Raw genomic sequence first — 13,805 nt, 5'->3', positions numbered from 1 at the left:
TGTGGCACACTGGCCCGGTTATTTCGATATTGCGCAGTCACTTAAGAGAACCCGACCTGATGAAATGGATTTGCTCTGTTAGCCTCGCTGTTTCCCTTGCCATGCAGCCTGCCTTCGCAGATGACCTGTTTGGCCCCCATCCGATGACTGAACAGGCGCGTGACGCCTTTGTTAACCAGCTGCTCGGCAAAATGACCCTTGATGAAAAAATCGGGCAGATGCGCTTGATCAGCGTGGGGCCAGACACGCCGAAGGAGGCAGTGCGCGACATGATCCAGCACGGTCAGGTTGGCGCAATCTTCAATACCGTCACGCGTCCGGATATTCGCGCGATGCAGGATCAGGTGATGCAACTCAGCCGCCTGAAAATTCCATTGTTCTTCGCTTACGACGTAGTGCACGGTCAGCGTACTATTTTCCCGATACCGCTCGGCCTCGCGGCCAGCTGGGATCTGGATGCGATCGGTGAAGTCGGCCGCATCTCCGCTTATGAAGCCGCCGACGATGGTCTCAATATGACCTGGGCGCCGATGGTGGATGTCACGCGCGAGCCGCGCTGGGGACGCGTGTCTGAAGGCTTCGGAGAAGACACTTTCCTGTCCTCGCAAATGGGCAGCGCGATGGTGAAATCCATGCAGGGCAAAAGCGCCGCCGACCGTTATTCGATCATGACCAGCGTGAAGCACTTCGCTGCCTATGGCGCAGTGGAAGGCGGGCGTGATTACAACACCGTCGATATGAGTCCGCAGCGTCTGTTCCAGGATTATCTGCCACCGTACAAAGCTTCGCTGGATGCGGGGAGTGGCGGCGTGATGGTAGCGCTCAACTCCCTCAACGGCACGCCAGCGACGGCGGATGGCTGGTTGCTGAAAGACCTGCTGCGCGGTGAGTGGAAATTCAAAGGCATCACTATCAGCGATCATGGCGCGATCAAAGAGTTGCTGAAGCACGGCGTGGCTAGCGATCCGCAGGATGCGGTGCGTATTGCGCTGAAGTCCGGCATCGATATGAGTATGAGCGATGAGTACTACAGCAAATACTTGCCTGGGCTGGTAAAGAGTGGCGCCGTTACCATGGCGGAGATCGACGATGCCGCGCGTCACGTGCTGAACGTCAAATATGATATGGGCTTGTTTAACGATCCCTATAGCCATTTAGGGCCGAAAGGCAGCGATCCGCAGGACACCAATGCCGAGAGCCGTCTGCATCGTGCCGAAGCGCGTGACGTGGCGCGTAAGAGCATCGTGCTGCTGAAAAACTGGCATGAAACCTTACCGCTGAAAAAAGACGCCACCGTGGCGCTTGTGGGGCCATTGGCTGACAGCCAGCGTGACATTATGGGCAGCTGGTCAGCCGCGGGCGTGGCGAAACAGTCGATTCCGCTGCTGCAGGGTGTACGCAATGCGATGGCGGGCAAAGGCACCGTGCTGTATGCCAAAGGGGCCAACATCACCGATAACAAAGGTATTCAGGACTTCCTCAACCTTTACGAACAGGCGGTTAGCGTGGATAAACGCTCGCCGCAGGAATTGATTGATGAAGCCGTTGCCCAGGCGAAGAAAGCGGATGTCGTAGTCGCCGCTGTGGGTGAAGCGCAGGGGATGGCGCATGAGGCCTCCAGCCGCAGTGACCTGGTGATTCCGCCAAGCCAGCAAAAACTGCTGGCGGCGCTGAAAGCCACCGGTAAGCCGCTGGTGATTGTGTTGATGAACGGTCGTCCGCTGACAGTGGTCAACGAAGATCACATGGCTGATGCGATGCTGGAAACCTGGTTCAGCGGCACGGAAGGCGGCAACGCCATTGCTGACGTGCTGTTTGGCGACTACAACCCATCGGGCAAACTGCCGATGTCCTTCCCGCGTTCTGTAGGCCAGCTGCCGATCTACTACAACCACTTGCCAACCGGGCGTCCGTATAACTTCGCGAAGCCGAACAAGTACACCTCGCATTACTACGATGCGGTGAATGGCCCGCTGTATCCGTTTGGTTACGGTCTGAGCTACACCACTTTCACCGTTTCGCCGGTGAAAATGTCCGCCAAAACCATGCCGCGCAATGGATCCGTTGAAGCGAGTGTCACCGTTACCAACACCGGCAAACGTGATGGTGCCACGGTGGTACAGATGTATCTCAACGATCCGGTGGCCAGCATCAGCCGCCCAGTACAGGAGCTGCGTGGCTTCAAACGCATCATGCTGAAAGCGGGCGAGTCACAGACCGTAAGCTTTAAGATTGATGTGGATGCACTGAAATTCTGGAATCAAAAAATGCAGCATGTCGCCGAGCCGGGCAAATTCAACGTGATGATTGGCCTCGATTCGGTACGCACCCAAGACGGGCAGTTTGATTATCTGTAAACGTTAGTGCGATTTGGCACAGGGTCAGCAGGAATGCTGTCCCTGTAATGCTATGCTGGCGGGGTGTTGTCAGGTTGATCTAAAAACCGATCTGACAACGTCATGCTTGCCAGGTTTTCAGGATTGGCCTGAGTGCTGATCCTGCAATGCTTTGCTTGCCAGATTTTTACAGGGTTGGCATTTATGCCTGCTACGTCAATCAGCTCATCATCCAGACACCATGAATCTTCGTAACCGCATCCAGCAGCAAGTCTTTCGCCTGAATGGCCTCGCACTGAACGAATTCGATATTTCGCAGCCGCTGGGCGATCCGGGTTTGTTTGGCCCTGACCATGTGATCTGGCGCGTGCACGGCGACTTTCCTTCGATGTTATGTGGTGGCATCAGCGCCTTGATGCTGCAAATGCTGCATCCGGCCGCGCTGGCAGGCGTATGGGATCACTCCAACTTTCGTCAGGACATGCTGGGCCGTCTGCGGCGCACCAGCCAGTTTATCGCCGTCACCACTTTTGGTAACACGGTGGACGCCAATATCCTGATTGAACGCGTTAAACGCATCCATCTGCGCGTCACCGGTATTGATAACGCCGGGCAACCCTATGCTGCCAGCGATCCGCATCTGCTCACCTGGGTACACGTCGCCGAAACCAGCCGCTTCCTCGCCGCGCATCTGCGCTATAAAAATCCGCAGCTCTCACTGGCCGAGCAGGATCGCTATTACGATGAAGCGGCGCTCATCGCCGAAGCACTGGGCGCGGAAAAGGTGCCGAAAACGGTGCAGGCGGTGGAGGCTTATCTGCAGGCCATGCGCCCGGAACTGATTTGCGATGAACGCACGCTGGAAGTGATGCAGCTATTAATCAATGCACCGGCCCCAAGCTGGCAGGCGAAACCGGCGATGCGGGTGATGCTAAAAGCCGGGATGGGGTTGTTACCGGACTGGGCGCAACAGCAAATTCAGCAGCCGATTAGCCCGTTGACACAGTGGCGCGTGGATAAAGAGATCGCGGTGATTGCCGGTTTGCTGCGCTGGTCGATTCAGCGCGGGGCTTATTCCCGCGCCATGCAACGTATGGGACGCTAACGCTACAAATGCAGCTCGTCCTGCTTTTTGGTGTAGGTGCGCGGTGTGCGGGCTTCACGTTTAAGGGTGAGCTGGCGCTGCTGATAATGATGAAGCAGCATCCCTAATCCCACTCCCAGCAGCGCTAATGGCAGCAAGCTGTAGTAAATGTCGATGGGTAACAACACCAATAGCACCGCACCACCGAGCATAAACGTGAGCGCTGACATCACCCATGTATAGCGAAGAAACAGCCACACTAAAATCGCGAAAATCACGACATCGCGCAGGTTCAAATCGAGGTTTTGCAGCACCATGTTGAGCAGCTCCGCAAGGAGGAATGTGCAGACAATAGCATGCGAAGCGGCAAATGAATCGCGAATTAATTTGAAGTTTGTCAGGGCGTTGTGCTGGCATTCATCAACACCATTCACCTGTCATGTCTGCACTTTGAGAGTTTTACCCTTGTATCACGTGGTGCGAGTGCCGATCCTGCTCTATTCTCAGGGAAAATGGATCCCTCAAGGCTTTGTCGAGGCGTTATGACACACCAACCTCTGATTGCTGAGGTGCCCAATCAGCAAAACACACTCACCGCCATCGTCGAACAGGATGCGCGCACGGCCTACTTTTACATCTGGCCGAACGATTTGTTTCGTAGCCAGTACGCGGTACGTGGCTGCTGGCTGCGCAATCTATTGCCTGCACCGGCGCGCGAAGATCGCGAAGCGATGGAGCAGGGTATTGCGCCACTGCTCAGCGCAGAGTATTGCCGCACTTTAGAAGCCGAGCCGATGCTCGATCCGGCCGGTTTACAGATTTTGTGGGAGCCGAGCGATGACGGTGCCGCACTGTGGTATTACGGTCAGCTGTTGGCGGTGATCCCCGGCTGGAGTCTGTATCAGGATAAGCAAGTGAGTTTCTCTGCTGGTTGCATCAAAGAGAATCGCCTGACCGCACCGCTCGGATCCGCTTCCACCAATGATTACTACGCGCGCGCCGAGCAGCAGCGCCACTTCTGGCGAGACTGGCATGACGGCCATCTGTGGGATGTCGTGCAGCATGAGCTGATGCAGTGCTATCAGGCACAATTTGGTGAGTCAGTGAAGTATTACGCCATCGATCAAGGTAACTGGCCGCCGATGGCCATTTCCCAGCACTGGCATAATGGCGTGTGGGTTTTTCTCACCCTCGGCATGGGGATTCGACCTATGCCACAGGTGGATTATCTGTTTGATGAGCTGGCTCCGCAGTATCGCCGTGTTGAGCTGGCGATGGCGGTGGACGGTGAAGTGATGACCGAAGCCAACGCGGTGCAGATGGCCAGTGCGCTGGCCGAGTTCGCGCACCTGCCGTGGGCGCGTCTGACGTGGATTGGCGAAGGGCACACGCTGGCCTCCGAAGTGGCGCCGGTGGGTTTCGAGAGTTTCCTGCTGGCCAATGGCCTGGCACCGGAAACGGCACAATTTCGTTTACCTAAACGCGATGGCGAACGACCGAATCTGCTGTGGGCGACACCGATCACCGAAGCGGAACGTCAGTTTGCTCAGGCCGACGATCGCGGTGGACAACAGCTGCTGCAGCGTTTGCAGGCAGAAGGTAATGACCATATATTTCGGCCACGTCAGGAAGTGGTGGATCCGCCGCAATAGCCCTCTCTGCGGGCGGTTGCCCGCACCCTGATGAGTAAGCGCAACGTTAGTCACCCTCCTAATGATCACCTAAATCAACTATTTGCATTTTTGTGATCTTGCTCACCTCAAGTTCCTCTGTAACACGCCGTTAACCTCGATCAGGCAACTCGCCAACCAGGGTAAGGGCACACTGATGTTAAAAACTACACAATCTCGTTTTACCGCGACGTTGGTCGCATTTTTCGTGGTGCTGATGCTGGTTACTGTGGTGGTGATCAATCAGTTTGTGGCACCGCAGTTGAGTCAAAACGAAAGCCGATTAGTGCGCTATGAGGTGGATGGCCTGGCGGGACGTATTGTTGAACAGATGAACCGCGTGCAGGCGCAGCAACGTGCCATTACCGAAGCCGCAGGCGTGATGGATAGCGCGGCCATCGACAACTTGCTGCCTGCGCTGGTGAACCAGTATCAGGACAGCAACGTGTTTGGCGGCGGTATCTGGCCGCTGCCTAATCGCCGCGATCCGGCGAAGGAAAAAGACAGTTCGTTCTTCGCCCGTAACGCCAGCAACCAGTTACAGGTCAACACTTACTGGAACTCCGACGCAGCGGACAAATACTGGGAGCAGCCGTGGTACAAAGACGGTATGGCCGCGGCCAAAGGGCAATGTGCCTGGGCTAAAGCCTATCAGGATGCGGCCAGCCCGCAGCCGCGTACCAACTGTGCGATGGCGATTTATCGTGATGGCACGGTGTGGGGGGTATCAACCATCGACGTAACGCTCGGTTTCTTCAACCAACTGGCGAAACAGATGGGCGACGCCATTCACGGACGTGTGTTGATCGTTGAAGCGGATGGCAAAGTGGTGGGCAACGCCGCACTGCTGGAAGGTGCACCGAAGCTGGAAAATCTCGCGGATACGCAGCTGCCGATGGCGGGTGCGCTGAAAGGTTTGCTGAGCCAGGCGGGTAATCAACCAATGCAAACCACCTTCAAAGGTGAAGACGGCGAGCACACGCTGTTCCTGCAGGCGATTGCCGGTAGCCCGTGGTATCTTGCCAGCGATGTGCCATCCAGCCTGTTGGATGCACAGACTCACAGCATGCTGACCCGACTCGGCCTGGTGCAGATCCCGCTGGCGGTGATCCTGCTGCTGGTGCTGCTCGGCTTCGTGCGCGCCATGATGAAACGTCTTAGCCTGCTGAACCGCAATATCGAAGCGCTGTCGACTGGCGGCGCGGATTTAACTCAGCGTCTGCCTGCCAGCAACAGCCCGGAATTTAACGCGGTGGCGCAGAGCTTTAACCAGTTTATTGAGTATTTGCAGGGGCTGATGCGTCAGGTAGGCGACAGCGCACTGGCGATTACCTCTGCCTCGCGTGAAATTGCCAGCGGCAATGCCGATCTGTCTGCGCGTACTGAATCGCAGGCCAGTTCGATTGTCGAAACCGCCGCGTCAATGGAAGAGCTGACCGGCACGGTACGTCAGAACGCCGACAATGCTACCCACGCCAATCAGCTGGCGGACGGAGCCTCGCAGGTGGCGGCGCGCGGAACGGACGTGGTGCGTCAGGTGGTCACCACCATGGGTGCGATTAATCACTCATCCCGTAAGGTGGTGGATATCATCAGCGTGATTGACAGCATCGCCTTCCAGACCAATATCCTCGCACTTAACGCGGCGGTGGAAGCGGCCCGAGCGGGTGAGCAGGGGCGTGGATTTGCTGTGGTGGCGTCAGAAGTGCGTAATCTGGCGCAGCGCTCCGCTAACTCGGCGCGTGAGATCAAGAAGCTGATTGAGGAGTCGGTGGCCAATATCGATACCGGCAGCCAGCTGGTGGAACAAGCCGGTCAAACCATGGATGAGCTGATGCAGGGCGTGAGCAGCGTGACCACTTTGATGAGCGAAATCATGTCTGCTAGTCGTGAGCAGAGTATGGGCATTGAGCAGGTTAACCTGGCAATTACGCAGCTGGATGGCAGCACCCAGCAGAACGCCGCGCTGGTTGAGCAGGTTTCGGCTGCCGCGCGCGCCATGGAAGAGCAGAGCGTGCAGCTGGAGCTGGTGGTGCAGAGCTTCAAGTTGTAAGGCTGGGCGATAAACAACAGGTGATAACGCAGGATGGTGCCGCTCAGGGGCCGGCGGTCTTCGCGCCGCTGACGCGGTACCCTCACATCATTCGTCCGCCTTACGGACCGGCTGGGATGGAACATCCCTGTTCCAGCCCAGCCTTTCGACCGCATCCATGCGGTCTCTCCTGGCAGACTCACTCTGTTCGGCGCTGCGGATTGCCTGCCCCTGAGCGGCACCAGCCTGCTTTTTAGCTTTGGTGTGACTTTTAGAGAAGGCTATGTGTTTCAGGCTTGAAAGGATTGGTGACTCAAAGGGCTATTACCAGCGTTGAGGTTTTGATGTTGGGTTTGGATGTACAGGCACGATGCGCTGATGGCGTGCGTTTCTGCTTTGGGACATCTCATGGAAACGCGTTACGAATCTCTTCACGCGCGGCATGGCGAGTGGCATTCGCCACCGTGCCGCGATCCACCAGTTTGCCCTGCAACAACAGATTGTAAATCGACGACTGCGGACGATTGAGGCGGTTCTGGATCAGTTGGATCGCTTCATAACCCAGCTCGCGACAGGGCACCGCAAAGCCGGTGATGGGCATCTCTGGCGATCCTTCCAGCCGGCTGGCTAGATCCGTGGTCATCAGCGAAATGTCTTCGGGAATGCGCAAGCCGCGTGACAGCAGTGCATTCTGCACGCCGGTAATAATGCCTTTACCGCCGGGCAAAATCACATCAGGCCACTGATCGCGTGGGTGCGTATCCAGCCAGTGATTCAGTGCGATCTCGGTGTCCTGCGAGGAGTAGGCTTCGATGACAATCAAATCCTGCTGCGCATTAAACGGCATATGAAAATGGCGATAGGCGTCTTTAATCCCTTCCAGACGCAAAAACAGCGTCTCACGTCGCAGACAGGTGACGGTTAACACCCGCCGGTGGCCTTGCTCGAACAGATGCTGCATGGCGCTGAAGCCAATTGCCCGATGATCGGGTGACACTGCATCCAGTCGCATATCTTTATCGCGAGAATTAATCAGCACACAAGGCTTACCGAGTGACGCCGCCAGGCTGAAGATCGCTTGATCGTCGGTGCCGATGATGATGATGGCGCTGATGTTTTTTGCTCCGGCTTTCTCCAGAAACAGCTTCACATCGGCGCGCTGTTCCTCCAGTGGGCAATAGCTGATATGCACATCATGCGACGCGCAGGCCTCGGCGATTCCGCGCGTCACCTCATGGTAAAAATGATCGCCACGCGGCGTGAAAGTGCGCCCTGGGGCAAACACCACAATCTCATTGATCAGCAGGCGACCACTCACCATTTCCTGCAATACACCTAGCCTGCGTGCGCAGTCGACTATCGCCTCACGCGCTTTTTCGCTGGTGTAGGATTTGCCGCTCAACACGCGTGAAACCGTACTCACCGAGTAGCCGGTGATTGCTGAAATTTCATCCATTCTGAGCTTGCCAGCCATAGTGTGATCCCCATCCCAATCAATTTTTGCAAATTTTTGCAGACGCAGTGGACTGATATTAAGGCGCTTTTACATTTGGTTCACAAACTCATGCCTTGCTCTGCGAGCATTCTCACAAAAACAGATTGTCCGACCCGCAGCGCTTTTTTATGTTCCTCGCAGACACCTCAACAGCGGTCATGAGCGGAGAATCACGATGTTAAAAATTGCGATAGTGGGCATGGGCAATATTGCCAATTCACATATCCAGGCGTTTCTGCAGTTTCCCGAGCGCGGCAAAATTGTCGCAGTAGCGGACGTGTATCCCGAAAAAGCGCGGGAGAAATTGCAGCGCTACGGTCTGCACGATGTGCGGGTTTACCAGGATCACCGCGCAATGCTGGCCGAGGGAGCGGACATCGACGTGGTTGACGTCTGTACGCCGCCTTATGTGCATGCGGAAAATACCATTGCGGCCCTGCAGGCGGGCAAGCATGTGTTGTGTGAGAAACCCATGGCGGCCTCGCTGGAAGAGTGCGATGCCATGATCGCCGCGCAAAAAGCCAGTGGCAAAATTCTGTCAGTGGTGGCGCAGAACCGCTTCACCGACGCGTTCTGGCAGTTGAAAGCGGCGGTGGATTCGGGCCTGGCGGGCAAAATTTGCCACGCGCAGATCGATTCATTCTGGTGGCGTGGCCATTCGTACTACGACCTGTGGTGGCGCGGCACCTGGGAAAAAGAGGGCGGCGGCTGCACGCTTAACCATGCGGTACACCACATCGATGCGATGCAGTGGATGCTCGGTGCGCCCAATGAAGTGGTGGCGATGATCGGCAACGTGGCACATGACAATGCCGAAGTGGAAGATCTCAGCGCCGCGATATTCCGCTATCCCAACGGCACGCTGGCGCAGTTGACCGCTTCCGTTGTGCATCACGGTGAAGATCAGAAAATCGTGCTGCAGGGAGAAAAAGCGCGTCTCTCGGCACCGTGGAAAGCGGTCGCCATGCAGGCGGCAGAGAATGGCTTCCCGGAAAAAGAGAACAATCTGGCGCTGGAGCAGGAGCTGGATCGCCTGCATGCCAGCACCGCACCCCTTACCTGGACGCTGCACTCCGGACAGGTCGATGACTTCTTCTCGGCGATTGAGCAACAGCGTGTACCGTTGATTGACGGCGAGCAGGGCAAACGCTCGCTGGAACTGATTACCGCCATCTACAAATCGGCTATCACTAAAAGCACCGTCTCGTTACCGATCCCCAAAGATGATGCCTTTTATCGCACTGGCGGGCTGATCGCCCATGCGCCGCACTTCTACGAAAAACAGGCTTCGGTCGATAACTTCGCCGATGTCGATGACATCCCACTGGGCAAAAACTTTGCGTGAGGAAACAACCATGAACAAACAGGATGGCATGAACTACGCGCCGAAAGGCAAACCGCAACCGGTGGTGCAACCGGGGGAATTTGTCATTGCGGCGGCAGGGCTGGATCACGGCCACATTTACGGCATGTGCAATGGCCTGACCGAAGCCGGAGCCACGCTGAAGTGGGTATACGATCCCGATGCCGCCAAAGTCGATAAGTTTGTGCAGCAGTTCCCGCAGGTGCAGATCGCGGACTCGCTGGAGACCATTCTGGCCGATACGCAGGTACAACTGGTGGCAGGCGCGGCGATTCCGTCGGAACGCTGTGCGCTGGGGCTGAAAGTGATGGCAGCGGGCAAGGATTACTTCACGGATAAAGCCCCGCTCACCAGCCTGGAACAGCTGGAAGACGCCAAAGCGATGTGCGCTAAAACCGGGCGCAAATATGCGGTGTATTACAGCGAACGTCTGCACGTGGAGAGCGCGGTGTTTGCCGGGCAATTGGTGGAAAAAGGGGCTATCGGCCAGGTGGTACAAACCCTTGGCACGGGTCCACATCGTGAAGGCACCGGACGGCCCGACTGGTTCTATCAGCGTCGCTATTTCGGCGGCATTTTGTGCGACATCGGCAGCCATCAAATCGAGCAATTCCTCTACTACACCGGCAACAGCGACGCCACGGTGGTGGCGAGCCAGGTGCGGAATTTCCGCCATCCACAGCACCCGCAATTTGAGGACTTTGGCGATGCGATGCTGGCGGGCGAGAACGGCGCCACTGGCTACTTCCGCTGCGACTGGTTTACGCCGGATGGCTTATCCACCTGGGGTGATGGGCGCATGACGCTGCTCGGTACCGACGGTTATATCGAGATCCGCAAATACACCGATCTCACACGTGGCGAGCAGGATGTGGTGTATCTGGTGAACAAAGAAGGAGAGTTCCGCTATGCCGTTTCCGGCGAAGTCGGCTTCCCGTTCTTTGGACAGCTCATCAATGACTGTCTCCATCGCACCGAGCATGCGATGACGCAAACGCATGCTTTCAAAGCGGCGGAACTATGCGTGAAGGCACAGATGCTCGCCAACGCCGGATAAAGCATTCGTTTATTCAGTTGATTTCCAATTCTGTTGATAACAACGGCGGCAGGGCATAGCACCTTGCCGCTATTACATACCCTACCAGAACAGGAATCGGATCGATGGTTAAACCTACAGAACGTCGCGTCGGTTATGGCGTCGCAATCGGCTACGGCCTGACGGATCTCTTTGGCGGCGGTGCCTTTGCGGTGATTGGCACCTGGTTGCTGTTTTTCTATACCACCTACTGCGGATTATCGGTGTTTGAAGCGGGCTCGATATTTGCCATCGCCCGCGTCATCGATGCGATATTGAGCCCGATCATGGGCTACATCACTGACAACTTCGGCAATACCTGGCTGGGTCGCAAATTTGGCCGCCGACGTTTCTTCCTGCTGATCTCCTCTCCCTTAATGCTGCTGTATGGTGCACTGTGGGTGACGGATATGAGCTACTGGTATTATCTCGGCACTTATCTCACCATCGAACTGCTGTCGGCAATGGTGCTGGTGCCGTGGGAAACCTTGTCCTCGGAGATGACCAATCGCTTTAGCGAGCGCACGCGTCTTTCGGGCGTGCGCCTGATGTTCTCAGCGCTTGGCAGTTTCCTTGCCGTCTCAGTGCCGGGCATCATCATGACCTATACCGGCAAAGACAACGCCATTACCTATACGTTGACCGGCGTCATCTTCTCGGTGATTTACTGCGTGGCGGTGTTTATTACCTGGTTGACCACCTGGGAAGCCAAAGATATTCAGCCGGAAGAGGATGTGGCGCAACATTCGGCGCGCCAGGGGAGCCTGAAGGCCCACCTAAAGTATCTGTTTGTCGATTTGGCATCGTCATTCAAAATCAAAGCCTTTCGCCAGCATCTGCTGATTTATATCTGCTCCTTCACCGCGATGGATGCCTTTTTGGCGGTGTTCACCTATTTCGTGATTTACGGCCTGAAGCAGGATGCCTCACTGGCTTCACTGCTGCTAAGTAACATGATGTTTATGTCGATTCCCGGCACTTTCATTTTCATGATGCTGCTTGGCCGCTTTAATATGACGCCCTCCAACGCGCTGCGGATGTCCTACCTGAGTATCGTCGCTATCTTTCTGTTCCTGTTTGCCGTGTATCTGTGGCAATGGCAGGTGCCCACGCTGCTGTTCAGTGCAGTCTTTCTGTTTTTGGGCATCGTGCGTGCCGGGCTGTTTTACATCCCGTGGAACATCTACAGCTTCATTCCCGATATTGATGAGATGGTCACCTGTAAACGGCGTGAAGGGATTTTTGCCGGGGTGATGGTGTTGACGCGCAAAAGCTCGGTGGCCATCGCTATTTTCATGATTGGCATCGTGCTGCAGGAGAGTGGTTTTGTGAAAGGCAACGGCGCGCAACCGGAGAGCGCCATCCATGCGATTGTCGGGTTGATGGTGTTTGTCACCACGGCACTGCTGGCGGCGAGCTTCTGGCTGACCTTTAAATTCAAACTGACGCAGCGTAGCCATAAGTTGCTAATCAAAGAGGTGGCGCGCCGCAAACTGGGTGGCACGGCAAGAGGTTGCGATGCTGAAACGCGTGTGGTGATTAAAGATCTCACTGGCTATGAATATGATGAAGTGTGGGGCGCAAGCCGGCATACAACTGCCCGCGATACGACAATCGAATCCGAGCTAAAACTGAAGGGGCGGCTTTAAGCGCGAATGCCTGTCAGGTAATCACTCAGTCAAATCAGGCTGCCCTTTAAGAGAGGGCAGCCTTATCTGTGCGCATAGGCGGAATTGAGCGTTTCAGGGCGTGGCGACGACAGACTCAAGGCGGCCCGGGACTGTGCACGCCTCCGCATCCTGGCTGATAACGATGAAGACTTTATAGCGCCCATGGTTGGCCGATTTGAATTCTACATCCTGAGTCGTTACCGCTTTGTCTGATGACTGCTAAGCTTAAATTTCTCTACTTAAGCGCACGGAATGTGCGCGATTTCCTCAGTTTCAGTCTTTGAGGTTGTGTACAATAGCTGAGAATTATCTGAAGGAGTTGTCATGCCCGCCATTGAAGTTATTCTCGTCGACCACCTCGATCGTCCCACCGGCAAGATGGAAAAGCTGGAAGTACATGAGAAAGGATTGCTGCATCGTGCGGTGACGGTCTACGTGTTCAATTCGCGCCATGAACTGCTGCTGCAACGTCGTGCAAACGGTAAATATCATTGTGGCGGCTTGTGGAGCAACACCTGCTGCGGCCACCCTTATCCGCAGGAATCGACCCGGGATGCCGCTGAACGTCGCTTGCGTGAAGAGATGGGGATGCAAGTAGCGCTGACGCCAGTGTTCGAACTGAGCTACAACCTGCCATTAAGCAACGGTCTGACCGAGCACGAGTATGGCCATGTATTCTTCGCCACCAGTGATATTGAACCCAACCTGAATCCGGAAGAAGCGGATGCCTGGTGTTATCGCTCGATTGAGCAGATTCAGCAGGAGATGCTGGATCAACCCGAACAATTTACGCCCTGGTTCCTGCACACCTTCCCGCGCATTCCCCATACCTTTGGCGATTTCCGCCTGACCGCATAAAAAACGCCCCTTAACGGGGTAATGCCGATCAGTTAAGGATCAGTTGAACGATCCAGTGGCTGTGTAAGAATCCGGAAACGCTTCGTTTCCGGATTTTTTTTTATGCAGCTCAGTCAGGCCCTTGATATCGTCTCTCGTTACGATTCTCTTCGTAATCCTCTGAATACGCTCGCGGATGTTCTTGACCCTGCGCTCATCAGCCGCTGCCTTGAGGAAGCTGGC

At 55.7% G+C, this 13,805-nt stretch carries 11 protein-coding genes; 9 read left to right on the top strand and 2 right to left on the bottom strand.

The features are described from left to right. The first annotated feature begins 59 nt into the window (after positions 1-59). Together bglX and FD744_RS06805 are read left to right on the top strand one after the other, a co-directional pair. Positions 60-2,357 (top strand): beta-glucosidase BglX, encoded by a 2,298-nt coding sequence (bglX, locus tag FD744_RS06810; protein WP_160867825.1) that lies wholly within the window; start codon positions 60-62, stop codon positions 2,355-2,357. 220 nt (positions 2,358-2,577) lie between these two features. Then, positions 2,578-3,441: an oxygenase MpaB family protein gene (locus tag FD744_RS06805; protein WP_034821042.1), complete on the top strand. Its 864-nt coding sequence runs from the start codon at positions 2,578-2,580 to the stop codon at positions 3,439-3,441. Between the two features lie 2 nt (positions 3,442-3,443). Here the strand turns inward: FD744_RS06805 and FD744_RS06800 are convergent, their stop codons facing one another. Continuing rightward, a complete protein-coding gene (locus FD744_RS06800; protein WP_045833566.1) occupies positions 3,444-3,737 on the bottom strand; it encodes a hypothetical protein in 294 nt (97 codons plus the stop codon). A gap of 225 nt (positions 3,738-3,962) precedes the next feature. Here FD744_RS06800 and FD744_RS06795 point away from each other — a divergent pair, with 225 nt between their 5' ends. Next, positions 3,963-5,072, top strand: coding sequence for a suppressor of fused domain protein (locus FD744_RS06795; protein WP_160867824.1), 1,110 nt, complete (start codon positions 3,963-3,965; stop codon positions 5,070-5,072). A 175-nt stretch (positions 5,073-5,247) separates the two neighbouring features. After that, entirely contained in the window at positions 5,248-7,143 is a 1,896-nt protein-coding gene (locus FD744_RS06790) for a methyl-accepting chemotaxis protein (RefSeq protein ID WP_160867823.1), read from the top strand. Between the two features lie 385 nt (positions 7,144-7,528). Here the strand turns inward: FD744_RS06790 and FD744_RS06785 are convergent, their stop codons facing one another. Continuing rightward, positions 7,529-8,596, bottom strand: a complete 1,068-nt coding sequence (locus tag FD744_RS06785; protein WP_034821032.1) for a LacI family DNA-binding transcriptional regulator — start codon at positions 8,594-8,596, stop codon at positions 7,529-7,531. A gap of 196 nt (positions 8,597-8,792) precedes the next feature. On the opposite strand from FD744_RS06785, the gene FD744_RS06780 reads away from it, so the two are divergent. The 5 genes from FD744_RS06780 to FD744_RS25555 all read left to right on the top strand — a co-directional run. Beyond that, positions 8,793-9,962: a Gfo/Idh/MocA family protein gene (locus FD744_RS06780; RefSeq protein WP_160867822.1), complete on the top strand. Its 1,170-nt coding sequence runs from the start codon at positions 8,793-8,795 to the stop codon at positions 9,960-9,962. Positions 9,963-9,972: 10 nt separating this feature from the next. Next, complete coding sequence (locus tag FD744_RS06775) at positions 9,973-11,037, top strand: Gfo/Idh/MocA family protein (RefSeq protein WP_160867821.1); 1,065 nt, start codon at positions 9,973-9,975, stop codon at positions 11,035-11,037. A 104-nt stretch (positions 11,038-11,141) separates the two neighbouring features. Then, the gene (locus FD744_RS06770) at positions 11,142-12,704 is read left to right on the top strand and encodes an MFS transporter (RefSeq protein ID WP_160867820.1); all 1,563 of its coding nucleotides are present in this window, start codon (positions 11,142-11,144) and stop codon (positions 12,702-12,704) included. A gap of 345 nt (positions 12,705-13,049) precedes the next feature. Next, a complete protein-coding gene (gene idi, locus FD744_RS06765) occupies positions 13,050-13,583 on the top strand; it encodes an isopentenyl-diphosphate Delta-isomerase (protein ID WP_097117336.1) in 534 nt (177 codons plus the stop codon). 102 nt (positions 13,584-13,685) lie between these two features. Then, the coding region (locus tag FD744_RS25555; protein WP_237449367.1) for a hypothetical protein at positions 13,686-13,805 on the top strand (120 nt) is incomplete at its 3' end.

Source organism: Pantoea sp. Taur (genome assembly GCF_009830025.1).
In the GTDB taxonomy this organism is placed as follows: domain Bacteria; phylum Pseudomonadota; class Gammaproteobacteria; order Enterobacterales; family Enterobacteriaceae; genus Pantoea; species Pantoea communis.
The sequence above is the reverse complement of the archived record's forward strand: the minus strand, read 5'-3'. Positions and strand labels throughout refer to the sequence as shown.

What these genes read in the sequence shown, in the direction of transcription:
- FD744_RS06805 (WP_034821042.1), top strand. Translation starts at nt 2,578, where the DNA reads ATGAATCTTCGTAACCGCATCCAGCAGCAAGTCTTTCGCCTGAATGGC.
- FD744_RS06785 (WP_034821032.1), bottom strand. Translation starts at nt 8,596, where the DNA reads ATGGCTGGCAAGCTCAGAATGGATGAAATTTCAGCAATCACCGGCTAC.
- idi (WP_097117336.1), top strand. Translation starts at nt 13,050, where the DNA reads ATGCCCGCCATTGAAGTTATTCTCGTCGACCACCTCGATCGTCCCACC.
- FD744_RS06795 (WP_160867824.1), top strand. Translation starts at nt 3,963, where the DNA reads ATGACACACCAACCTCTGATTGCTGAGGTGCCCAATCAGCAAAACACA.
- FD744_RS06800 (WP_045833566.1), bottom strand. Translation starts at nt 3,737, where the DNA reads ATGGTGCTGCAAAACCTCGATTTGAACCTGCGCGATGTCGTGATTTTC.
- FD744_RS06775 (WP_160867821.1), top strand. Translation starts at nt 9,973, where the DNA reads ATGAACAAACAGGATGGCATGAACTACGCGCCGAAAGGCAAACCGCAA.
- FD744_RS06770 (WP_160867820.1), top strand. Translation starts at nt 11,142, where the DNA reads ATGGTTAAACCTACAGAACGTCGCGTCGGTTATGGCGTCGCAATCGGC.
- FD744_RS06780 (WP_160867822.1), top strand. Translation starts at nt 8,793, where the DNA reads ATGTTAAAAATTGCGATAGTGGGCATGGGCAATATTGCCAATTCACAT.
- FD744_RS06790 (WP_160867823.1), top strand. Translation starts at nt 5,248, where the DNA reads ATGTTAAAAACTACACAATCTCGTTTTACCGCGACGTTGGTCGCATTT.
- bglX (WP_160867825.1), top strand. Translation starts at nt 60, where the DNA reads ATGAAATGGATTTGCTCTGTTAGCCTCGCTGTTTCCCTTGCCATGCAG.